Origin of the sequence: Paraburkholderia lycopersici (assembly GCF_900096975.1) — a bacterium.
Taxonomy (GTDB): Bacteria; Pseudomonadota; Gammaproteobacteria; order Burkholderiales; family Burkholderiaceae; genus Paraburkholderia; species Paraburkholderia lycopersici.
Genome location: NZ_FMYQ01000009.1, coordinates 91,729 through 113,284, shown reverse-complemented (window position 1 = coordinate 113,284; position 21,556 = coordinate 91,729). Strand labels below are relative to the sequence as shown.

The window sequence follows — 21,556 nt, the reverse complement described above, 5'->3', positions numbered from 1 at the left end:
CGGTAACGAGGTCGGCTGAAAACAGCACGCGGACAAAGGACAAACAGCAACGGCAACCGGCGACGACGACGCGGGCACGCCGGGCGAAGCCCAGTTTAAAGAGCGCGCCGGTCATGCACAACGATGCAGCGTGGCCCCGCGCACCTGCCGTTTTCCGTCGCGCACGCGCGCACTGAGACGATGCAGTGCGCCCGAACATGCATCTCATTGCACCACAATCGCCCGGCTCCTGCGCGGCGGCGCATGCGCCGCGCATCACCGCGTCCCTTGTGGGGCAGGCCTCGCGGTTCGATCCCGCGCTGGCACAGCGTTTGCAGAAGCGTTTGCGCAAGACTGGCCACACACCGGGCGGCGCGCAAGACGACAAACGACCACGCGCCACGGCCCACGACTCATTTCACCGACAAGGGGCAAATAAATGAAACGTCGCAGTCTGTTGAAACTCGGGACGATGTCGGGCGCGCTCGCCGTTGCGGGGCGCGTGCCGTTCGCGCACGCGGACACCGGCAGCGGGCCGATCAAGGTCGGCGTCCTGCATTCGCTCTCGGGCACGATGGCGATTTCGGAGACCTCGCTGAAAGACACCGCGCTCATGACGATCTCCGACATCAACAGGAACGGCGGCGTGATGGGCCGGCAGATCCAGCCCGTGGTGGTCGATCCGGCCTCGAACTGGCCGCTCTTCGCCGAAAAGGCGCGCCAGCTTCTCACCCAGGACAAGGTGGCCTGCGTGTTCGGCTGCTGGACATCGGTGTCGCGCAAGTCGGTGCTGCCCGTGTTCGAGGAGCTGAACGGCCTGCTCTACTACCCCGTGCAATACGAAGGGGAAGAGATGTCGCGCAACGTGTTCTACACGGGCGCCGCGCCCAACCAGCAGGCCATTCCCGCCGTCGAGTACCTGATGAGCGCCGAAGGCGGCAGCGCGAAGCGCTTCTTCCTGCTCGGCACCGACTACGTGTATCCGCGCACGACCAACAAGATCCTGCGCGCCTTCCTGCACTCGAAGGGCGTGAAGGACAGCGATATTCAGGAGGTCTACACGCCGTTCGGGCATAGCGACTATCAGACCATCGTCGCGAACATCAAGACGTTTTCGCAGGGCGGCAAGACCACCGTGGTCTCGACCATCAACGGCGACTCGAACGTGCCGTTCTACAAGGAGCTCGGCAACCAGGGCATCAAGGCCACCGACGTGCCCGTGGTCGCGTTCTCCGTCGGCGAGGAAGAGCTGCGCGGCATCGACACGAAACCGCTCGTGGGCCACCTCGCGGCGTGGAACTACTTCATGTCGGTGAAAGGCCCGACGAACACGAAGTTCAAGGACGAGTTCGCCGAATGGGTGAAAACGCAGAACCTGCCCGGCGGCGGCAAGCGCGTGACCAACGACCCGATGGAAGCGACCTTCGTCGGCATCCACATGTGGAAGCAGGCCGTCGAAAAGGCGAAGAGCACCGACGTCGACAAGGTGCGCGTGGCGATGATCGGCCAGACCTTCGCCGCGCCCTCGGGCTTCACGCTCACGATGGACGGCAACCACCACCTGCACAAGCCGGTGATGATCGGCGAGATTCGCGGCGACGGCCAGTTCAACGTGGTGTGGAAAACGAAGACGGCGATCCGCGCGCAACCGTGGAGCCCGTTCATCGCCGGCAACGAAGGCAAGCCGGACGTGGTCAGTTCGAGCACCCTGCCTGCGTTCGTGCGCCGCTCGCGCGTGGCCTGACGACGTGGCACGCCGCGCGCGCCGCACCTGGCGCGCAGGCGCGCGTGCCCGCGTGACCTGCCCCCGGGACCGCGGCGCGGCGACAACGCTTCGTGACGGCCCTCACCGACAAGCAATCATCATGGCTCTCTCACTCCCGAGGTACGCGCGCCACGCGCTCGCCACGGCGGCGCTGTCCGCGGCGCTATGCACGTCCGCGCACGCGCTCGACGCCGCCGACATCGCGCCGCTCGGCGGCGACGACTTCGACGCGAAATCGGCCGCCGTCGACAAGCTCATCGCCACGCACGACACCGCCTCGCTCGCGCTGCTCAAGGCGCTCGCCGAAGACAACGTCACCGCGACCGATTCAGGCGAGGTGCTCGTGCAGGACGGCGGCGACGGACAAGGCGCGCACGACGCGGCCACGGGCAAACCGGTCGCCACGAACGTCGCATCGAGCGCGCAGCCCGTCACGCTGAACAACCTGCTGCGTTCGAAGGTGGCGGGCGCGGTATCCGGCCTGCAGCTCGCCTCGCCCGACGTGCAAACGCGGCGCGCCGCGATCGCCGGGCTGCTGAAGAACCCGGACCCGGCCATGAAGCCGATGATCGACGCCGCGCGCGCGAAGGAAACCGACGCCGCGCTCAAGCGCCGCCTCGACACGCTCTGGGCCATGACGGCGCTGCACGACCCGAATCCGGCAACGCGCCTCGAAGCGGCGAAGCTCGTCGCGGCGCGCGACGACCTCGACATGTACGAGCTGCTGCGCCCGCTCGTCGCGAAGAACGCGAGCGGGGCGTACAACGAGCCCGACGCCGGCGTGCGCGCCGCCGCGCAACACGGCCTCGACGCGCTCGACGCGATCCAGCGCCGCAGCGAGATCGCGGGCACGCTGTTCGCGGGCCTCTCGCTCGGCAGCGTGCTGCTGCTCGCGGCGCTCGGGCTCGCCATCACCTATGGCCTGATCGGCGTCATCAACATGGCGCACGGCGAGTTCCTGATGATCGGCGCGTACGCCACGTATGTGGTGCAGACGCTCGTGCAGCGCTATGCGCCCGGCGCGTTCGACTGGTATCCGCTCTTTGCGATTCCCGCTTCCTTCGCTGCCGCCGCGCTGGTCGGCGCGGTGATCGAGCGGCTCGTGATCCGCCATCTCTACGGCCGTCCGCTGGAGACGTTGCTCACCACGTTCGGCATCAGCCTCATTCTGATTCAGGCCACGCGCATGATCTTCGGCGCGCAGAACGTGCAGGTCGAAAACCCTTCCTGGATGAGCGGCGGCGTCACCGTCATGCAAAACCTCATCCTGCCGTACAACCGCCTTGCGATCCTCGCGTTCTCGCTGATCGTCGTCGCCGTCGCGTGGGGGGTGCTCGCGAAAACGCGCCTTGGCCTGTTCGTGCGCGCCGTCACGCAGAACCGGCGCATGGCCGCGTGCGTGGGCGTGCGCACCGCGCGCGTCGATGCCTGGGCGTTCGCATTCGGCGCGGGCGTGGCGGGACTCGGCGGCTGCGCGCTCTCGCAGATCGGCAACGTGGGCCCCGATCTCGGCCAGAGCTACATCATCGATTCGTTCATGGCCGTGGTGCTGGGCGGCGTGGGGCAGATCGCGGGCACCGTGATCGGCGGCTTCGGGCTCGGGCTCGTCTCCAAGGCCATCGAGCCGTTCTGGGGCGCCGTGCTCGCGAAAATCGCCGTGCTCGTGCTGATCGTGCTCTTCATCCAGAAGCGCCCGCAGGGCCTTTTCGCCCTCAAGGGCCGCAGCGCGGAGGCATGACATGACGAGCGTCACTTCCACTTCGCCGCATCGTCCCTATGTCGAGCGCACCGAAACATTCGCGCTCGGCCTGCCCGCGCGGCCCGCCCTGCTTTCGCCGCGGGCGTGGCTCGCGCTGCTCGTGCTGGTTCTCGTGACCGGCATCGGCGTGCCGCTGTGCGCGCTGGTGCTGCCGCAGGCGAGCGCGCTGCATCTTTCCGCCTATGCGATGACGCTTGGCGGCAAGCTGATGTGCTACGCGATCGCCGCGCTCGCGCTCGATCTCGTGTGGGGCTACTGCGGAATCCTGAGCCTCGGCCACGGCCTTTTCTTCGCGCTGGGCGGCTACGCCATCGGCATGTACCTCATGCGCGAGATCGGCCACGACGGCAAGTACGGCAGCGAGTTGCCCGACTTCATGGTGTTTCTCGACTGGCATACGCTGCCGTGGTACTGGCAGGGCACCGAACATCTCGGGTACGCGTTGCTGCTCGTCGTGCTCGTGCCCGCCGCGGTCGCATGGATCTTCGGCTTCTTCACATTCCGCTCGCGCGTGAAGGGCGTGTATCTCTCGATCATCACGCAGGCCATGACGTTCGCCGCGATGCTGCTCTTTTACCGCAACGAAACAGGCTTCGGCGGCAACAACGGCTTCACCGACTTCAAGCGCATAGCGGGCATGCCGATCACGCATCCGGGCACGCGCACCGTACTGTTCCTGCTGACGTTCGCCGTGCTCGTGCTCGCGTTTCTCGGCGCGCGCGCCATCGTCACCTCGAAGCTCGGCCGCGTGGTCACGGCCGTGCGCGACGGCGAAACGCGCCTCATGTTCCTCGGCTACAGCCCGCTCGGCTACAAGCTCTTCGTGTGGACCGTTTCGGCCGTCCTGTGCGGCATTGCGGGCGCGCTCTACGTGCCGCAGGTGGGCATCATCAACCCGGGCGAGATGTCGCCGGGCAACTCGATCGAAATGGCGATCTGGGTGGCCGTGGGCGGGCGCGGCACGCTCATCGGGCCGATCATCGGCGCATTCGCCGTGAACGGCGCGAAGAGCTTCTTCACCGCGTATTTCGCCGAGTACTGGCTGTTCTTTCTCGGCTTGATGTTCGTGCTCGTGCCGCTGTTGCTGCCCAACGGCATCATGGGTCTCGCCGATCTCGTCCGCAGCCGCCTCGCCACGCGGAGCCAGCGCCCATGAACGGACATATCCTGCTCAACGATCCGCTCAACCACAATCCCTTCGACGACGCCCTCAAGCTCGACGCGCTCGCGCTTTCTGGCGTAGCCGATCTCGGGCACGTGGTCGAGCCCGGCGCGATCGACACCTCGCACGGCACGATCCTCTATCTGGAAGACGTGAGCGTGAGCTTCGACGGCTTTCGCGCGCTCAACAAGCTCACGCTCACCATCGACGTCGGCGAGCTGCGCTGCGTGATCGGCCCGAACGGCGCGGGCAAGACCACGATGATGGACGTCATCACCGGCAAGACCGCGCCCGATTCGGGCAAGGTTTTTCTCGGTCAGACGCTCGACCTCACGCGCATGAACGAGCCCGCCATCGCGCGCGCGGGCATTGGCCGCAAGTTCCAGAAGCCCACGGTGTTCGAGCAGCATCCCGTGTGGGAAAACCTCGAACTCGCGATGAAGGCCGACAAGAGCTGGTTCGCGACATTGCGTGCGCGCCTCGGGCGCGCGGCGCAGGCGAAGATCGAGGAAACGCTCGAAGTGATCCGGCTGGAGAGCGACGCACGGCGCCTCGCGGGCGAGCTCTCGCACGGCCAGAAGCAGCGGCTCGAAATCGGCATGTTGCTCATGCAGAAGCCGCAACTGCTGCTGCTCGACGAGCCCGCCGCCGGCATGACCGACGACGAAACGATGGAGCTCGCGACGCTGCTCAACCGGCTGCGCGGCAGTTGCTCGATGATGGTGGTCGAGCACGACATGGAGTTCGTCGCGGCGCTCGCGGGCGAAACCGGCCGCGTGACGGTGATGGCCGAAGGCAGCGTGCTCGCGCACGGCACGCTCGAAGACGTGAAGCGCGACGAAACGGTGATCGAATCGTATCTGGGCCGCTAGGCCCTTCTGACCCGACCGCGGCAAGACATTAGCCATGCTAACCATCGAATCGCTGAACCAGTTCTACGGCGGCAGCCACATCCTGCGCAACGTCTCGCTGACGGTGCCCGAAGGCGAACTCACCGTGCTGCTCGGCCGCAACGGCGTGGGCAAGACCACGCTGCTGCGCTGCCTCATGGGCGTCGTGCCGACGAGGAACGGCTCGATCGCGTGGCGCGGCGAAGCGCTCACGAAACTGCCCACCCATGCGCGCGTGGCGCATGGCCTCGCCTACGTGCCGCAAGGACGCGACATCTTTCCGCGCCTGAGCGTCGAAGAGAATCTGCTGGTGGGGGCGGCAAGCAAAAAACGCATGCCCTCGGGCGTGCCCGCCCACATCTACGAGCTTTTTCCGGTGCTCAAGGACATGAAGACGCGGCGCGGCGGCGACCTTTCGGGCGGTCAGCAGCAGCAGCTCGCCATCGGCCGCGCATTGATGAGCGATCCGCAACTGCTGATCCTCGACGAGCCCACCGAAGGCATTCAACCCTCGATCATCCAGGACATCGGCCGCACGCTTCGGCGGCTCGTGGAAGACATGCAGATGACGGTGCTGCTCGTGGAGCAGTATTACGACTTCGCGAAAGCCATCGCCGACCGCTACTGGGTGATGAGCCGCGGCGAGATCGTGGCGGGCGGCGCGGGCGCGAGCATGGACGCGGACGGGGTGCGGGAGCTGATCGCGGTTTGAGCGTGCTATTCTCGACGCCATTCCAGGCCCTTCCCCCACGCCCCGCATGTCGCTTCACGAAGATCACGCCGCACTCGCCAGCACCACGTTTCGCAGCACCGCGCATCAGGAATGGGCGGCGAAGCTCGAACTCGGCTTCGAGCGGCATGGCGAGCGCACGACACTCGCGCATCGCCGGCACCTCGGGCCGTTGCGCGTGCAACGGGCGCTCTACCCGGAAGGCGACGCGATCTGTCACGCAGTGATCGTGCATCCGCCCGCGGGCATCGCGGGCGGCGACCGGCTCGACATCGACGTCAACGTGGGCGACGGCGCGCACGCCGTGCTCACCACGCCCGGCGCGACCAAGTGGTACAAGTCCAACGGCCGCGTGGCTCGCCAGCGCATCAAGGTGCGATTGGGCGCGGGCGCGAAACTCGACTGGCTGCCGCAGAACAACCTCGTGTTCGATCACGCGCATGCCGAGCTCGAATTCGCGCTCGCGTTAGGCGCGGGCGCGACGGCCATCGGCTGGGACGCAACGCAGCTGGGCCGCCAGGCCGCGGGCGAGCGGTGGTCCTCGGGCATGGTGCGCGCGCTCACGCGCGTGACTCGCGCCGCGCGCGGCGACGATGACGACGACGAATTGCTCTGGTTCGAGCGCGCGCTGATCGACGCCGCCGACCCGCTGCGCGACGCACCGCAAGGGCTCGCGGGCTACCCGGCCTTCGGCGTGCTGTGGGCGGTCGGCCCCGCCTGCACCGACGCGCTCGCCTCGGATCTCGCGGCCACCCTCCCCTTCGACGACACGCTGCGCTCGGGCGCGAGCTGCGTCGCGCCCGGCGTCCTGCTCGTGCGCGTGGTCGGGCGCTCGATGGAACCGCTGCAACACACGCTCGCGCAGTGCTGGACGGCATTGCGTCCGTTCGTGCACGGCGTGGCGGCCGCGCCGCTGCGCTTGTGGACGACCTGACGCGCCATTCGCACCAGTCAGGTGCGCGAATGCGCGTCCGTGCACACCATTGCGGCGCAGAAACCCCACCGCAGTGCAAACGCCCCACCCAACTGGTGCGCGCACGCTGTCCCCATCATTGGCACACACCTTGCTGAGAGCTTGCACCGATTCGCGCGCCCCGCGCGCGAAGCCGCAAGCTGCGCGTAACCTCGCTCGCATAAGCTGGGTCGGCAGACTTGCCCACAACCGACCCGGAACGATGAAGCTCACGCCACGCGAGAAAGACAAGCTCCTGATCTTCACCGCCGCGCTGCTCGCCGAAAGGCGCCGCGCGCGCGGCCTCAAGCTCAACTACCCGGAGGCGGTCGCCTTCATCAGCGCGGCGCTGATGGAAGCGGCCCGCGACGGCAAGACCGTCGCCGAGGTCATGCATTACGGCACCACGCTGCTCACGCGCGACGACGTGATGGAAGGCGTGCCCGACATGATCCCCGACATTCAGGTCGAGGCGACCTTCCCGGACGGCACCAAGCTCGTCACCGTCCATCATCCGATTCCGTGAGAGGTCCGCGTATGATCCCCGGCGAAATGCTGATCGACGACGGCGAAATCGAACTCAACGCAGGCCGCGAAACCGTGACCGTGACGGTGGCGAACACGGGCGACCGCCCCGTGCAGATCGGCTCGCATTTCCACTTCTACGAAGTCAACGCGGCGCTCTCGTTCGACCGAGAAGCCGCGCGCGGCTTTCGTCTGAACATCGCGGCGGGCACGGCCGTGCGCTTCGAGCCCGGCCAGGAGCGCACCGTCGAGCTGGTCGCGCTGGCAGGCGAGCGCGCCGTCTATGGCTTCAACGGCAAGGTGATGGGCCCGCTCTGAGCGCAGCCCCCGAATTCATCAGGAATCCGACATGACATTGAAGATCGGCCGCCGCGCCTATGCGGAGATGTTCGGCCCCACGACCGGCGACCGCGTGCGCCTCGCCGACACCGGACTCGTCATCGAGATCGAGCGCGACTACACGGTCTACGGCGACGAGGTGAAGTTCGGCGGCGGCAAGGTCATCCGCGACGGCATGGGCCAATCGCAGCGCCTGCACGCCGAAGTCGCCGATACCGTCGTCACGAACGCGGTGATCGTCGATCACTGGGGCATCGTGAAGGCCGACATCGGCATCAAGGACGGCCGCGTCTGGAAGATCGGCAAGGCGGGCAACCCCGACGTGCAGCCGGGCGTGACGATCCCCATCGGCGCATCGACGGAAGTGATCGCGGGCGAAGGCCAGATCGTGACGGCCGGCGGCATCGACACGCACATCCACTTCATCAGCCCGCAGCAGATCGACGAGGCGCTCGCCTCGGGCGTCACGACCATGCTGGGCGGCGGCACGGGCCCCGCCACCGGCACCAACGCGACCACCTGCACGCCGGGCCCATGGCACATGGAGCGCATGCTGCAGGCCGCCGACGGCTGGCCGATCAACCTGGGCTTTCTCGGCAAAGGCAATGTGAGCCTGCCCGCGCCCGCACAAGAGCAGATCGCCGCCGGCGCGATCGGCCTGAAGCTGCACGAGGACTGGGGCTCGACGCCCGCCGCGATCGACAACTGCCTGAGCGTCGCGGACGCAACCGACACGCAGGTGGCCATCCACACCGACACGCTCAACGAATCGGGCTTCGTGGAAGCGACGGTGGCCGCGTTCAAGGGCCGCACGATCCACACGTACCACACCGAAGGCGCGGGCGGCGGCCACGCGCCCGACATCATCAAGGTGTGCGGCGAAGCCAACGTGCTGCCCTCCTCGACCAATCCCACGCGGCCTTATACGATCAACACGCTCGACGAGCATCTCGACATGCTGATGGTGTGTCATCACCTCGACCCGTCGATCGCCGAGGACATTGCGTTCGCCGAGTCGCGCATCCGCCGCGAAACCATCGCCGCCGAAGACATCCTGCACGACCTCGGCGCGCTCTCGATGCTCTCTTCGGATTCCCAGGCGATGGGCCGCGTGGGCGAAGTCATCATCCGCACGTGGCAAACGGCGCACAAGATGAAGGTGCAGCGCGGCGCGCTGCCCGAAGACAGCGCGCGCCACGACAACTTCCGCGTGAAGCGCTACGTGGCGAAGTACACGATCAATCCGGCGCTCACGCACGGCATCGCGCACGAAGTGGGATCGGTCGAGCCGGGAAAATGGGCCGATCTCGTGTTCTGGGAGCCGGCGTTCTTCGGCATCAAGCCGTCGCTCATCCTCAAGGGCGGCATGATCGCGCTCGCGCAGATGGGCGACCCGAACGCCTCGATTCCCACGCCGCAGCCCGTGCACTATCGCGAGATGTTCGCCACGCGCGGGCGCGCGCTTGCCGCGACCTCGCTCACCTTCGTCTCGCAGCTCGCGCTCGACAAAGGGGTCGCGGAGCGATACGGCCTGCAAAAGCGCGTGGTCGCGGTACGCAACTGCCGCAGCGTGACGAAGCGCGACATGATCCACAACGCGTGGCAGCCTTCCATCAGCGTCGATCCCGAGACCTACCAGGTCGTCGCCGACGGCCAGTTGCTCACCTGCGAGCCCGCCACGGTGCTGCCGATGGCCCAGCGTTACTTCCTGTTCTAAAGCTTCGACATGCGCACGATCGACAAACGACTCAACGCCACGCTCGCGCCGGTGCTCGTGAAGCGCGCGCCGACGCTCACGCTGCCCTACGACGCGCGCTGCAAGAGCCGCTTCGCGGCCACGCTCGACAGCGGCGAGGAGGTGGGCGTGGTGCTGCCGCGCGGCACGGTGCTGCACGACGGCGACATGCTCGTCGCCGACGACGGCGGCCTCGTGCGCGTGATCGCGGCGGCCGAAAGCGTGCTGCTCGTGCGCGCGCCAGACCGCTTGACGCTCACGCGCGCCGCCTATCATCTCGGCAATCGCCACACGCCCGTGGAAGTGGGCGTGGACACGCTCAAGCTCGAAGCGGACCCCGTACTCGAAGACATGCTCAAGCGTCTTGGCGCACAGGTCGAGCGCGTGCAGTTGCCGTTTCAGCCCGAAGCCGGCGCATACGGCGGCGGCCATCGTCACGGCCACGACGCGACCTTCGCCGACGATTACGCGCTCGCGCAGCGCGTGTACGACGAGCATCACGGCCACGCGCATCCGCACGATCACGCGCACGGCCACGACTGCGGTCACGACCACGGCCATTGCGACGGCCACGCGCACGACCACAGCCATGAACATCGCTGAACTCACGGCGCTGCTGCATCTCGCGTCGCCGGCGCTGCCGATCGGCGCGTTCAGCTACTCGCAAGGGCTGGAAGCGGCGATCGACGCGCAGTTCGTCACGAACGCCGACGACACCGCGCACTGGATCGCGGGCGGCCTCGCGAACGTGCTGGCGAACGGCGAGCTGCCTTTCGTCGCACACCAGCTCGAACGCTGGCGCGCGCACGACGTTCGCGCGCTGATCGAAGCGAACGGGGAATTCGTCGCGAGCCGCGAGTCGGCGGAACTGCGGCGCGAGACCGCGCAGATGGGCTGGTCGCTGCGCCAGCTCTGCGCGCAGCTCGAATGGGGCGATGCGCCACGGCGCGCCACGCTCGAACGCATGACGCCCATCGCGCAACCCACGGCCTTCGCGTTCGCCGCCTGGGCCCACGACGCCGCGCCCGACGCCGCGCTCGCCGCCTACGCCTTCAGCTGGATCGAGAACCAGACGGCCGCCGCGCTCAAGGCCGTGCCGCTCGGCCAGCTCGCGGGCCAGCGCATCATCGTCGCGTTGCGGCCCGCCATCGAAGCCGCCGTGGCGCGCGCGCTCGCCACGCCGCCCGATTCGCTCAACACTTTTGCGCCGCAACTCGGCATTCTCTCCGCGCGGCACGAATCGCAGTACTCGCGGCTCTTTCGCTCCTGAAACCCACACGAACCATGAATTCGCACGCATCCAGCAAACGAACGAAGAAACTGCCGCCGCTGCGCGTCGGCGTGGGCGGCCCGGTCGGCTCCGGCAAGACCACGCTGCTCGAAATGCTCTGCAAGGCGATGCGCGAGCGCTACGACCTCGTCGCCATCACCAACGACATCTACACGAAGGAAGACCAGCGCCTCCTGACCGTCGCGGGCGCCCTGCCCGCGGAGCGCATCATGGGCGTGGAAACGGGCGGCTGCCCGCACACGGCGATCCGCGAAGACGCCTCGATCAATCTCGAAGCCGTCGACCAGATGCTCGCGCGCTTTCCCGACGCGGACATCGTCTTCATCGAATCGGGCGGCGACAATCTCGCGGCCACCTTCAGCCCCGAACTATCGGACCTCACGATCTACGTGATCGACGTGGCGGGCGGCGAAAAGATTCCGCGCAAGGGCGGACCCGGCATCACGAAGTCGGACCTGCTCGTCATCAACAAGACCGATCTCGCGCCGCTCGTGGGCGCGAACCTCGACGTGATGGCGAGCGACGCGAAGAAGATGCGCGGCGAGCGGCCCTTCGTGATGTGCAACCTGAAGGCGCTCGGCGGCCTCGATCAGGTGGTCGCGTTCATTGAAAAGCGGGGCTTGCTCGTCGAACCCGCGGCGTCTGCGCGGTGACCGTCTGCGACCGGACGCCCCCCCGCCGAAGCCGACCTGCCGCGGTCATCGCGACGGGCCGATCGCCGCGAGCATCGATTGGACCCGGTGGTCGCACGTGTGGTGCTGCGTAACTTCCCGGAAACCGTTCGCGCTGATGCGCAGCCGCTCGTCCTCATTGTCGAGAAGCGATCGCAGCTTGCGCTGCATGTCCTCGAGATCGTGATAGACGCACAGATGTTCGTTATCGGTGAAATAGGTGTGAAGATCGAGGGCATTGTCCGTCAGCAGACATGACCGGCTGGCGAGAACCTCGAAATACCGCATGTTCAGTCCCAGCCTGACGGTCCGGTCGGCATTGAGGACCACGCGGGCCTTGTTATGAAGCGCGTTCAGCTGTGCGCCCAGGATCAATTCTCCCTTGTGGATGCGGCGCAGCACGTCGCGAGGCAGCCGGCTTTTCTTGAGCCACGAATGCCCGTAAAGCGCGATGTCCTGAGTCACCTCGAAAGCGCTCGCAATGACCTGATCGCGCCACGGGCTCCACGCGCCGACAAATACCAGGTCGACTTCCTTCGCACTACCGGCAATCGGATAATGTTGACGAACATTTGCGCCATGCGGCAAATAGCGCGCTTCGCGGCCGTGCGCCGTGATCGTGTCGACGACATCGGGCGCAAATGCAAAATAGAAGTCGAAGCCGCGCGTGGCGGCTTCGAGCTCGGGCCAGTCGTTGTTTTGCTCTACCCACCAGCCGATCTTCACGACTTTCGATTCTCGCAACCGGAAGATTTCGGCTCTTTTGCCATGAATGCAAAGCACGACGTCAGGCTCGTAAGCTGCGACTTCCTCGCTGAGCCGGGTGGCGAGATGATTCGCCTCGCCGAGAGGGTGCCTGCGAAATAAATCGTGGCCTCTCGGGACCAGGCGAAGCGCACGGGCGAGCTTGTTGATTCTGCGAAAGACGTAGCGCGAAACCCAGTGGACCTGATCTTCGATGATGAAGGTCTTCGCCTCCACACCGGCCTTGCCGAAAGCATCGGCGTAGTCGTCAGCCAATGGCGGAAAGCGCGGATGCGCGATCAGGATTCGCGAGATCGTCTTCGTCATAAGATCTTGTCGGTATGCGCGGGCGCGCGAGGTCATACATCGGAGACGAGAGCCTGCACGACGTCCACGGTGCGCGCCGTGGCGCCACGGTGGCGCGCCGCGAACGCGGCGGCGGCCGCGCCCATGGCCACGCGGCGCGGCTTGTCGTTGAAGAGCTCGCGCAAGGCGCGCGCGAGGCCGGCAGGGTCTTGCACCTGGAGCGCCGCGCCGGCGGCCGTGGCGTCGGCGGTGGCCTGCGTGAAGTTGAACATGTGCGGTCCGATCAACACGGGCACGCCCACGGCGCACGCTTCGATGAGGTTCTGGCCGCCAAGCGGCAACAGGCTGCCGCCGATGAACGCAAGATCGGCGGCCGCGTAGTAGGCGCCCATTTCGCCCATCGAATCGCCAAGCAGAACGCTCACGTCCCGGGGCAGCGCACGCGCGCCCTCGTGCGCGGAAGCCGCCGCGACGGTGGCGGCCGCCCAGCGCGAGCGCCGTTCGAGCTTGAAGTTCCTGCGCTCGACGAGCGCCGCCACCTCGTCGAAACGCTGCGGATGGCGCGGCACGAGAATGAGAAGCGCATCGGGAACGTCGAGCGCCGCGAAAGCCTGCAGCACGAGCTCTTCTTCGCCCTCGCGCGTGCTCGCCGCGACCCATACCGGCCGCTCGCCGATGGCGCGGCGCCAGTCGCGGCCGCGCGCGATCAACGCGGGCGGACTCGCCATGTCGAACTTGAGATTGCCGAGCACGGCCACGTTGCGCGCGCCGAGCGCGGTGAGGCGCTCGGCATCCGCGGGACTTTGCGCGAGCACGCGCGTAAAGCCGCCGAACACCTCGCGCGCGCCCGCGCCGAACTTCGCCGCGCGCTTGAACGAGCGCGCGGACATGCGCGCGTTCGTGAGTACGAGCGGCACGTCGGCGCGCCTGCATTCGTCAATGAGCGTGGGCCATACCTCGGTCTCCATCACGAGACCGAGCGACGGACGCCACGCGTGCAGAAAACGCCGCACCGCGTGCGGCATGTCATACGGCAGGTAGCAGCGCAGCACGCGCTCGCCGAACAGCTGCACGCCGGTGGCGCGGCCGCCCGGCGTCATGTGCGTGAGCAGCAGGCGCGCGTCGGGGCGCGCCGCCAGCAGCGCGTCGACGAGCGGCTGCGCCGCGCGCGTCTCGCCCACGGAGACGGCATGCACCCAGATGAGCGGCGCGTCGTCCTCGGGCAAACGGCCCGCCGAATAGCCGAAGCGTTCGCCGATGTGCTCGCGATAGCCGCGCTCGCGGCGCGAGCGAATGAAAAGGCGCAGCACCGCGAACGGTGCGATGAGCCACCAGGCCGCGCGATAGATCGCTCTCAGCATCGGGCCTCCGCGGCGGCCGGGGTCATGCGAAACGCCGCGGCCGCGCGGCAGGTGGCTTTACGGCACAGTCTCACGCCAGCGCGCGGACTCAAACCAGTTCCTTGCCTTTGAGGCGTTCGAGAATGCCGAGCGGCGCCCACTCGGGATGCACCATGTCCTTCACCGGCAGGAAGAAGGTCTGCTCCATCATGAACTGGCCGGACATCACGGCATGCGAGGCGTGATCGGAGAAGCACACCCACACGCAGCCCGGCGGGAAACCAATGGTCTGCTGGGGGCTCGTCTTCTGGTAGTCGAGATCGGCCTTCATGGCGTCGTGCAGATTGAGCATCAGATGGTCGTACTCGCTGCGCGGCGACTTCGTGATGTGCAGCAGATGCTGCAGCCATGCCGAACCCGGAAACTGCGGCTTGATGTTCGGCAGGAAGCGCTTCGCCATGTCCTCGAACGGCTCGCCCACGCGCCACACGCGCGGCACGCCGTCCGGGTTGACGTTGGTGAACACGCGCAGAATGCGCTCGCCATAGTTCGGGCGCGAGGGAAACGCATCGACGTGCAGGCGCGAATCGTCCTTGCGCCACGAGGTCTGACGCGTCTCCACCTGGTGCAGGCGCAGGCTCGTGGGCGCCACGCGCAGCTTGCCGCCGTATTCGGGGAAGAGACCGTCGACGAGCGTGCGCGCGCATGCCTGATAGCGCGCGATCAGCGCGCGCACGGCCGACTGCGTGACGCTGTCGCCGAGCACGCCGTGCAGCGCGCCGCCGTTCGGGTCGAGGCTGATGTTCTTGCGCTTGGGGTCGGCGATCGCGGGGTCGAGCAGCGCGCGCTCGCCGCCTTCGATCGGGAAGGCCAGGTTCGGAAAGTACAGCACCTTGCCCTGCTCGACGGCGTCGAGCAGCGACGCGCGCGGCTGCGAGAGTTGCTGGCCGTGCCAGTCGGCGGAAGTGATTTCGATGATCTGGGATTCGTTCATGGTCGCCCCTGGAAGCGATGGATCTGATTGCCTGCCGGTTCGTGCGATGCGCGTGCGAATCACGCACTATGCCTCGTGCGATTCGCATGCGATGCACGGGCGGTTTGCGCGCGGCTCGCCTCGTCGCCAAGACGCGCGGCTCGCACCGGCCAGGCCCTCGCGCTCGGATGTGCTCTTGCGCGCCGGCTCTTATACCCCCAACCCCGCGGGGTCCGCCTTGACGGGGCGCAGCCCCGCGTGCGGCGGCGCCCCGCTACAGCAACCCGAAGCTCGCGAGCGCGCCCTTCACCTGCGCGAGCGTGGGCGGCTGGCCCGCCGTGCCGAGATTGACGACGTGCGGCGACCAGTAGCCGCCCGTGCGCCAGGCGGTCGCGAAATTGTACAACTCGACGGTCGGGCGCTTGAGCGCGGCCGCAATGTGCACGAGCCCCGTGTCCACGCCCACCGTGGCCGCCGCGCCGTCGATCAGCCCGACCACCGCGGGCAGCGACAGCCTGGGCGGCACGATCGCCGCCTCGCCGAATTCGCGCGCGAGGCGCTCGCTCGTCGCGCGCTCCGTCTCGCTGCCCCACGGCAGCACGAGCGAGGCGCCGCGGCGCACGAGCGCCTGGCCCAGCTCGATCCAGTGCTGCGCGGGCCACTCCTTGTCCGCGCGCGACGTGGCGTGCACGAACACCACGTAGGGCACGGGCAGATTCAGTCCGACGCACGCGAGCGCCTGCGCGGCGCGGTAGGTGTCGAGGCCGAAGTCGATGTCGTCGGTGGGCGACGGCGGCGCGAGATCGAGCGCGCCCGCAACCAGTTGCCGCGTGCGCTCGACCACGTGGGTGCGCGGCTCGATGCGGATCGAGCGGTCGTAGAAAAAGCGCACCGGCCACTCGTAGCCGGCGCCGTCGGTACGGTTGCCGAGGCCGACGAGCGGACCGTGCGCCCAGCTCGCCACCCAGGCCGTCTTGATGAGCCCCTGGCAATCGATCACGAGGTCGTACTTTTCGGCCGCGAGCGCACGCCGGAACGCGCCGATCTCGCGCCAGTTCGCGGCCGAGAAGAGGCCCCTGCGCCAGCGGCGCAGCGAAAACGGAATCGCGCGGCCCACGCCGTTCACGAGCTCGACGAGCGACTGAAAGCTCTCTTCGACGAGCCAGTCGACCTGCGCGTCGGGGTACCGCCGCCGGATATCGGCGACGGCGGGCATGTTATGGACGACGTCGCCAAGCGACGATACGCGCACGATGAGGATCTTTTGCACGCTCAAGGCTCTGTGGGCGGACAGATTAAAAAAGGTCCGCAATTTTAGCGCGCCGCACGCAAAGGCGAAGAAAAACCGCGGAAATGCGCGCAACGAAACGCAAACGGCGCCGCGCTCGTGCTGGCGCGGCGCCGTTAGGCGCGTCACGTGGCCGCAAGGGCCGCAGAGGTTCCCGAGGGCCTAGAACGGCAGCTTCGCGTCCGGCTTCTCGGCCAGAATCACGCGCTTGAAGTCGGCCTGGATGCGCGCAAGCGCTGCATCGTCGTCGGCCTCGAAGCGCATCACGACCACGGGCGTGGTGTTCGACGAACGCGCGAGACCGAAACCGTCCGGATATTCCACGCGCAGGCCGTCGATCGTGATGACCTCGTCGGCGCCCGTGAACTTCGCGTTCTTCTGCAGCTTCGCGATCAGTTCGAAGTTCTCGCCTTCCTCGAGCTTCAACTGCAGCTCGGGCGTGGCGTGCGAGTTCGGCAGGCCGTTGAGCAGCGCGCTCGGGTCGGCCACGCGCGAGAGGATTTCGAGCAGGCGCGCGCCCGTGTAGAGGCCGTCGTCGAAGCCGTACCAGCGGTCCTTGAAGAACACGTGGCCGCTCATTTCCCCCGCGAGCGGCGCGCCCGTCTCGCGCAGCTTCGCCTTCACGAGCGAGTGGCCCGTCTTCCACATGAGCGGCTCGCCGCCCTTGTCCTTCACCCACTTCGCGAGATTGCGCGTGCACTTCACGTCGTAGATGATCTGCTTGCCCGGATTGCGCGAGAGCACCTCCTCGGCGAACAGCATGAGCTGGCGATCGGGGTAGATGATCTGGCCGTCCTTCGTGACGACGCCGAGGCGGTCGCCGTCGCCGTCGAACGCGAAGCCGATTTCCGCGTCGGTTTCCTTGAGCGCGCGGATCACGTCCTGCAGGTTCTCCGGGTGCGCAGGGTCCGGGTGGTGGTTCGGGAAGTTGCCGTCCACGTCGGTGAAAAGCTCGACGAGTTCGCAGCCGAGCGCCTTGAACAGGCGCGGCACGAGAGCGCCCGCCACGCCGTTGCCGGTGTCGACCACGATCTTCATCGGGCGCGCGAGCTTCACGTCGCTTACGATGCGATCGAGGTACGCGTCGGCGATGTCGTACTTCGTGTAGCTGCCCTCGCCCGCGTCGAAGCGTTGCGCGACGATGCGCTCATAGAGCGCCAGGATCTGCTCGCCGTAGATCGCCTTGCCGCGCAGCACCATCTTGAAGCCGTTGTAGTCGGGCGGATTGTGGCTGCCCGTCACGACGATGCACGAGTCCACGCTGCGCTCGCCGCCCACGAGCTCGAGCGGCACGCTCGCGGCGAAGTAGCCCACGGGCGTCGGCACCATGCCGACGTCGACCACGTCCACGCCCGCCTCGCGCAGACCATCGGCGAGCGCACGCGAGAGTTCGGGACCCGAGAGCCGGCCGTCGCGCGCGATCACCACGGCTTCGCCGCCCTGCGCACGCACTTCGCTGCCGAACGCACGGCCAATGGCGCGCGCGGTGTCGGCGTCGAGCGTCTTGCCGATCACGCCGCGAATGTCGTATGCCTTGAAAATCGATTTCGAAATCATGTTGGGCTCACCGTCCAGATGGGAATTCGGGTCTATTCGTAACACGGGCACGCGGCCGAACGCCTCTGCCGTTACGAAAAGTGCGATCCGTTACAAACTATAATTGCCGTTTTTCGGCAGTGGTGTGTACCCATTTTAATGCTTCGCCGTTTCCTTTTATTGCCAAAATATTCGCCCAAAAAGGCGGAGAGAATGCGCACGCCGCGTGCCTGCCCCCTTTTTGGCGCCTCGCGCGATGGCGAGGCCCGATGCTAAGCCTCAAGCGCTTCGGCAACCCGGATGTGGCGCGCGCGTTTGCGAACATCGTGTGGCTCGGGCTCGAGCGCGTCACGCAGATCGCGGTGGCCATCGTCATCAGCGGCGTGCTCGCGCGCTATTTCGGTCCCGACGTATTCGGCAAGTGGCAGTACGCCAACACGCTGCTGCTCGTGCTCGCGCCGATCACGTGGGTATGCGGCGCCGAGATTCTCGTGCCGACCATCGTTAGCCAACCTCCGGCGCAACTCGGCACGGTGCTCGGCAGCGCGTTCGCGCTGCGCATCGGCGTGTCGGCGGCGGCGCTGCTCGCCACGTGGGCCGGCATCGCGCTCGGCGCAACCGATCCGCTCGTCGGCGCGATGCTCGCCGGGCTCGCGGTGACGATGATCTTTCGCGAGCCGTTCGTCGGCGTCATCAACGCCTGGTTGCAGAGCATGACGTATAGCAAGCCGCAGTTGCTCGCGAGCATGACGACCGCCGTGGTCAAGGCGCTGCTCGTCTATCTGCTCGCGCGCGCGGCGTTCGCGCCCGCGGCCTTCGGCTGGCTCTGGGCGCTCGAAGCGGCGGCGATCGGCGCGGCGCTCGTGCTCTACTTCCGGCGCCGCCATGGCGGCACGCTCGGCTGGCACGTGGACCGCTCGCTTTTCAGGCACTTCGCGAGCGCGGGCACGGTGTTCTGGCTCGGGCTCATCTGCATGTACCTGTTCCTGAAACTCGACCGCCTGATGCTCGAGCGCACGATCTCGTTCGCCGATCTCGGCCGTTATTCGGCCGCGCAGCAGCTCAACGAAAACTGGATCACGCTCGCGCTCATGCTCTCGCAGACGATCGCGCCCGCCTTCGTCTACCGCGTGCAGCAAACGGCGCAACTGCGCCGCAACCTCGTGCGCCTCTTCGCGATGACAGCCGCGCTGATGGTGGCGGGCGCGCTCGTGCTCGACGCGCTCGCGGGCTTCATCATCGGCCGCGTGTTCGGGCCGGACTACGAAGGCGCGATCGGCATTTTCCGCTGGGCCGTGTGGCTTTCGGTGCCCGCCGGGCTCGAGGCGATCGGCAATCTCGTCGTGCTCAAATATCAGGCGAAATTCGTGCTGCTCGCGAAATGGCTGCTCGCGCTCGCCGTGGCGTTCGCCGTGAATCTCGTGGCGATCGCGCGCCTCGGCGCGTATGGCGCGCTCTGCGGCCTCGCGGCGGGCTACCTCGCGGCGGCCTGCGTGAACCTCTATTACATCCGCTTCAAGCTCGTTTCATGATGAATTCCGCCGCGCTCCCGGCAAGCGACGAACGCGAGGGCGCGCTCGCCGACGTCGCCGTGCTCATGCCCGCCTACAACGGCCAGGACGATGTCGCGCGTACGCTCGCCTCGTTCGATGAGGACGCAACGATCTACGCGCTCGTCGTCGACGACGGCAGCACGCCGCCCATCGTCGCGCCCGAGGTGCCGGGCATGCGCGTCGAAGTGCTGCGCATGCCGAAGAACGGCGGCATCGAGCGCGCCTTGCAGGCGGGCGTCGAAGCGCTCGCGGCGCGCGGCTTTCGCTACGCCGCGCGCATCGACGCGGGCGACCTCGCCGCGCCGCACCGGCTTGCGAAACAGCGCGCGCGCATGCAGGCCGAGCCCGCGCTCGCGGCGCTCGGCACGTGGACCCAGGTGGTCAATCGCGCGGGCGAGCCGCTCTTCATGCTGCGCCCGAGCGCCGATGCGCGCGCCCTGCGGCGCACGCGCCTGTTGCGCTCGCCGCTCGTGCATCCCTCGGTGATGCTGCGCGTGGAGGCGGTGCTCGCGGTAGGCAACTATCGCGTGAAGTATCCGGCCGCCGAGGACCTCGACCTGTTTCTGCGCCTGATGGAGCGATACGAATGCGCGAATCTGCCGGAACTCGGGCTGTACTACGAACTGAACGAAGGCGGCATCAGCGCGACGAAGCGGCGGCGGCAGATCGTCTCCACGCTGCGTCTGCAACTGCATTATCTGAACGTGCTGAACTGGCGCGACTGGGCCGGCGTGGCGAAGAGCCTGCTGCACTTCGTCACGCCTTATCGCACCTTGCAGAAGATGAAGCGCACGATGTTCGCGCGCGGCGCGGGGTGACGCGGCGCGACGATCCAGCCCCTGCGCGGGGGCATCATCCTTGCAGTTGAAGCGCCCGCCTCAACTCATGACCGGATAGCTCACGATACGAGCGTTCGACGATTTCGATATCGCCCGGCCGCGCGCTGGCCTGGATTCCCCGTAGCTCCGGAAGACGAAGCGTAATGGGAGTGCAGTACGCATAATCCCGGACGCGGAGACCGGGTGGGATCGTCGTAAAAAAGGCCACCGTCGGCACGTCGAAACCGGCCGCGATATGAACAGCGGCCGTGTCCGATGTCAGCACGAATCTGGCATTTTTCACCCAGGCAAGAAAGGAGGCCGTGTCCTTCGACAAACTGCGAACATCGGTATACCGATCATGCTCGACGTCCCCGAAGCCCAGCACCGGCAAATGAAATTCTTGCCAAAGCTGCTCCACGGCTTCTTTGCGAAACGAGCGAGGGATGCTGCGTACGGGTGTGCTGGCGACGGGACAGAACAGAACATAGGGCTGCTGTGCCCACTTCCCCTGCGAATCCCGCACCGTGACCTTGCGGAGCCAGTCATTCGATTTATCGACTGAAGGCACGCTGTCCGGCTCTACCCCCAAGGCCCACAGAAAAAAATCGATCATGGGCATCGACGAGAAATTCGGCCAGAACAGATGGTTGCCGACATCGACCTGAAACGCTCCATCGGGTAGCGCCTCGACACGAACCGGAAGGTCCCTCACGCAGCCGAAGATCGGCGCTGCGAGTTCGTAGACCTGCCTGACGTACGCCGGAACCAGACGTGGCCGGTAGATCGTGAAGAAGAGCGTCGGGTGCTTCTTTCTCAACGCCGACAACGCCGTAAGCCCGATGATCGAGTCCCCCAGCGTGACGCCCAAGCCGTTAATCACATGCGCACGGGTCAAGCGCGCATAATCGACCTCGAATGGACAAACGTTAGCGTTCCTGATCGTCGGGACGATGGAAAGCGGCCGGAAGCCTTCTGCCGGCGCGCCCGATACCTCGACGTCGTACGAGGCGACAATATCGCCCTCGCTGGACAGGAGCGAGCCCGGATGAGTAAGCGCGGCAACCTGATCCAGTGGCGTCATGGGCTCATCCCGTTGAATTCAAGGCGGCGATCCGCGCCTTCAGCCGTGTATCTTCCCATGCCCCGTCGAGGTCGCTGTCCTACCTTCGGGGGTCAATTCAGTCACGCCGGCGTTAC

General features: G+C 66.9%; 20 protein-coding genes. 14 read left to right on the top strand and 6 right to left on the bottom strand.

Translation table 11 applies throughout. The features are described 5' to 3' along the window. The first annotated feature begins 418 nt into the window (after nucleotides 1-418). From urtA to ureG, 12 genes are all read left to right on the top strand, one after another. Nucleotides 419-1,723: an urea ABC transporter substrate-binding protein gene (urtA, locus tag BLU17_RS12220; protein ID WP_091996989.1), complete on the top strand. Its 1,305-nt coding sequence runs from the start codon at nucleotides 419-421 to the stop codon at nucleotides 1,721-1,723. Nucleotides 1,724-1,844: 121 nt separating this feature from the next. Continuing rightward, nucleotides 1,845-3,482, top strand: coding sequence for an urea ABC transporter permease subunit UrtB (gene urtB, locus BLU17_RS12215; protein ID WP_091996988.1), 1,638 nt, complete (start codon nucleotides 1,845-1,847; stop codon nucleotides 3,480-3,482). Nucleotide 3,483: 1 nt separating this feature from the next. Further along, nucleotides 3,484-4,659: an urea ABC transporter permease subunit UrtC gene (urtC, locus tag BLU17_RS12210; RefSeq protein ID WP_091996987.1), complete on the top strand. Its 1,176-nt coding sequence runs from the start codon at nucleotides 3,484-3,486 to the stop codon at nucleotides 4,657-4,659. Continuing rightward, the gene (gene urtD, locus BLU17_RS12205) at nucleotides 4,656-5,537 is read left to right on the top strand and encodes an urea ABC transporter ATP-binding protein UrtD (protein WP_091996986.1); all 882 of its coding nucleotides are present in this window, start codon (nucleotides 4,656-4,658) and stop codon (nucleotides 5,535-5,537) included. The genes urtC and urtD overlap by 4 nt, the downstream gene beginning before the upstream one ends. 34 nt (nucleotides 5,538-5,571) lie before the next feature. Then, nucleotides 5,572-6,267 carry an urea ABC transporter ATP-binding subunit UrtE gene (urtE, locus tag BLU17_RS12200; protein WP_091996985.1) on the top strand — a complete coding sequence of 232 codons (696 nt, stop codon included), beginning with the start codon at nucleotides 5,572-5,574 and terminating at the stop codon, nucleotides 6,265-6,267. A gap of 46 nt (nucleotides 6,268-6,313) precedes the next feature. Continuing rightward, nucleotides 6,314-7,219: an urease accessory protein UreD gene (locus tag BLU17_RS12195; RefSeq protein ID WP_091996984.1), complete on the top strand. Its 906-nt coding sequence runs from the start codon at nucleotides 6,314-6,316 to the stop codon at nucleotides 7,217-7,219. A 241-nt stretch (nucleotides 7,220-7,460) separates the two neighbouring features. After that, nucleotides 7,461-7,763, top strand: coding sequence for an urease subunit gamma (gene ureA / locus BLU17_RS12190; RefSeq protein WP_091996983.1), 303 nt, complete (start codon nucleotides 7,461-7,463; stop codon nucleotides 7,761-7,763). Nucleotides 7,764-7,774: 11 nt separating this feature from the next. Continuing rightward, nucleotides 7,775-8,080 (top strand): urease subunit beta, encoded by a 306-nt coding sequence (locus BLU17_RS12185; RefSeq protein WP_028214300.1) that lies wholly within the window; start codon nucleotides 7,775-7,777, stop codon nucleotides 8,078-8,080. Between the two features lie 31 nt (nucleotides 8,081-8,111). Continuing rightward, the gene (gene ureC, locus BLU17_RS12180; RefSeq protein WP_091996982.1) at nucleotides 8,112-9,818 is read left to right on the top strand and encodes an urease subunit alpha; all 1,707 of its coding nucleotides are present in this window, start codon (nucleotides 8,112-8,114) and stop codon (nucleotides 9,816-9,818) included. Between the two features lie 9 nt (nucleotides 9,819-9,827). Then, a complete protein-coding gene (gene ureE / locus BLU17_RS12175) occupies nucleotides 9,828-10,439 on the top strand; it encodes an urease accessory protein UreE (protein ID WP_091996981.1) in 612 nt (203 codons plus the stop codon). Continuing rightward, complete coding sequence (locus BLU17_RS12170; protein WP_091996980.1) at nucleotides 10,426-11,106, top strand: urease accessory protein UreF; 681 nt, start codon at nucleotides 10,426-10,428, stop codon at nucleotides 11,104-11,106. Before ureE ends, BLU17_RS12170 begins: the two co-directional genes overlap by 14 nt. Before the next feature lie 14 nt (nucleotides 11,107-11,120). Beyond that, complete coding sequence (ureG, locus tag BLU17_RS12165) at nucleotides 11,121-11,780, top strand: urease accessory protein UreG (RefSeq protein ID WP_091996979.1); 660 nt, start codon at nucleotides 11,121-11,123, stop codon at nucleotides 11,778-11,780. 45 nt (nucleotides 11,781-11,825) lie between these two features. Here the strand turns inward: ureG and BLU17_RS12160 are convergent, their stop codons facing one another. The 5 genes from BLU17_RS12160 to BLU17_RS12140 form a co-directional block, all read right to left on the bottom strand. Continuing rightward, nucleotides 11,826-12,869, bottom strand: a complete 1,044-nt coding sequence (locus BLU17_RS12160) for a CgeB family protein (RefSeq protein ID WP_176929046.1) — start codon at nucleotides 12,867-12,869, stop codon at nucleotides 11,826-11,828. A 32-nt stretch (nucleotides 12,870-12,901) separates the two neighbouring features. Further along, entirely contained in the window at nucleotides 12,902-14,209 is a 1,308-nt protein-coding gene (gene waaA, locus BLU17_RS12155) for a lipid IV(A) 3-deoxy-D-manno-octulosonic acid transferase (RefSeq protein WP_091996977.1), read from the bottom strand. Nucleotides 14,210-14,297: 88 nt separating this feature from the next. After that, a complete protein-coding gene (gene kdoO, locus BLU17_RS12150; protein ID WP_091996976.1) occupies nucleotides 14,298-15,182 on the bottom strand; it encodes a Kdo hydroxylase KdoO in 885 nt (294 codons plus the stop codon). A gap of 253 nt (nucleotides 15,183-15,435) precedes the next feature. Continuing rightward, nucleotides 15,436-16,437, bottom strand: a complete 1,002-nt coding sequence (gene waaC, locus BLU17_RS12145) for a lipopolysaccharide heptosyltransferase I (protein ID WP_176929044.1) — start codon at nucleotides 16,435-16,437, stop codon at nucleotides 15,436-15,438. 174 nt (nucleotides 16,438-16,611) lie between these two features. Next, a complete protein-coding gene (locus BLU17_RS12140) occupies nucleotides 16,612-18,006 on the bottom strand; it encodes a phosphomannomutase/phosphoglucomutase (protein ID WP_091996975.1) in 1,395 nt (464 codons plus the stop codon). Between the two features lie 248 nt (nucleotides 18,007-18,254). On the opposite strand from BLU17_RS12140, the gene BLU17_RS33760 reads away from it, so the two are divergent. Both BLU17_RS33760 and BLU17_RS12130 read left to right on the top strand, forming a co-directional pair. Further along, nucleotides 18,255-19,517 carry an oligosaccharide flippase family protein gene (locus tag BLU17_RS33760; protein WP_091996974.1) on the top strand — a complete coding sequence of 421 codons (1,263 nt, stop codon included), beginning with the start codon at nucleotides 18,255-18,257 and terminating at the stop codon, nucleotides 19,515-19,517. Beyond that, nucleotides 19,517-20,356 carry a glycosyltransferase gene (locus tag BLU17_RS12130; protein WP_091997075.1) on the top strand — a complete coding sequence of 280 codons (840 nt, stop codon included), beginning with the start codon at nucleotides 19,517-19,519 and terminating at the stop codon, nucleotides 20,354-20,356. The genes BLU17_RS33760 and BLU17_RS12130 overlap by 1 nt, the downstream gene beginning before the upstream one ends. Before the next feature lie 34 nt (nucleotides 20,357-20,390). On the opposite strand, the gene BLU17_RS12125 is transcribed toward BLU17_RS12130, so the two are convergent. Continuing rightward, entirely contained in the window at nucleotides 20,391-21,440 is a 1,050-nt protein-coding gene (locus BLU17_RS12125) for a glycosyltransferase family 9 protein (RefSeq protein ID WP_091996973.1), read from the bottom strand. Nucleotides 21,441-21,556: the final 116 nt, after the last annotated feature.

Coding starts and splice junctions, on each gene's coding strand:
- urtC (WP_091996987.1), top strand. CDS start 3,484: ATGACGAGCGTCACTTCCACTTCGCCGCATCGTCCCTATGTCGAGCGC.
- BLU17_RS12125 (WP_091996973.1), bottom strand. CDS start 21,440: ATGACGCCACTGGATCAGGTTGCCGCGCTTACTCATCCGGGCTCGCTC.
- BLU17_RS12185 (WP_028214300.1), top strand. CDS start 7,775: ATGATCCCCGGCGAAATGCTGATCGACGACGGCGAAATCGAACTCAAC.
- BLU17_RS12195 (WP_091996984.1), top strand. CDS start 6,314: ATGTCGCTTCACGAAGATCACGCCGCACTCGCCAGCACCACGTTTCGC.
- BLU17_RS12170 (WP_091996980.1), top strand. CDS start 10,426: ATGAACATCGCTGAACTCACGGCGCTGCTGCATCTCGCGTCGCCGGCG.
- urtB (WP_091996988.1), top strand. CDS start 1,845: ATGGCTCTCTCACTCCCGAGGTACGCGCGCCACGCGCTCGCCACGGCG.
- BLU17_RS12160 (WP_176929046.1), bottom strand. CDS start 12,869: ATGACGAAGACGATCTCGCGAATCCTGATCGCGCATCCGCGCTTTCCG.
- urtA (WP_091996989.1), top strand. CDS start 419: ATGAAACGTCGCAGTCTGTTGAAACTCGGGACGATGTCGGGCGCGCTC.
- kdoO (WP_091996976.1), bottom strand. CDS start 15,182: ATGAACGAATCCCAGATCATCGAAATCACTTCCGCCGACTGGCACGGC.
- BLU17_RS12130 (WP_091997075.1), top strand. CDS start 19,517: ATGAATTCCGCCGCGCTCCCGGCAAGCGACGAACGCGAGGGCGCGCTC.
- waaA (WP_091996977.1), bottom strand. CDS start 14,209: ATGCTGAGAGCGATCTATCGCGCGGCCTGGTGGCTCATCGCACCGTTC.
- ureE (WP_091996981.1), top strand. CDS start 9,828: ATGCGCACGATCGACAAACGACTCAACGCCACGCTCGCGCCGGTGCTC.
- BLU17_RS12140 (WP_091996975.1), bottom strand. CDS start 18,006: ATGATTTCGAAATCGATTTTCAAGGCATACGACATTCGCGGCGTGATC.
- urtE (WP_091996985.1), top strand. CDS start 5,572: ATGCTAACCATCGAATCGCTGAACCAGTTCTACGGCGGCAGCCACATC.
- ureG (WP_091996979.1), top strand. CDS start 11,121: ATGAATTCGCACGCATCCAGCAAACGAACGAAGAAACTGCCGCCGCTG.
- ureA (WP_091996983.1), top strand. CDS start 7,461: ATGAAGCTCACGCCACGCGAGAAAGACAAGCTCCTGATCTTCACCGCC.
- BLU17_RS33760 (WP_091996974.1), top strand. CDS start 18,255: ATGCTAAGCCTCAAGCGCTTCGGCAACCCGGATGTGGCGCGCGCGTTT.
- ureC (WP_091996982.1), top strand. CDS start 8,112: ATGACATTGAAGATCGGCCGCCGCGCCTATGCGGAGATGTTCGGCCCC.
- urtD (WP_091996986.1), top strand. CDS start 4,656: ATGAACGGACATATCCTGCTCAACGATCCGCTCAACCACAATCCCTTC.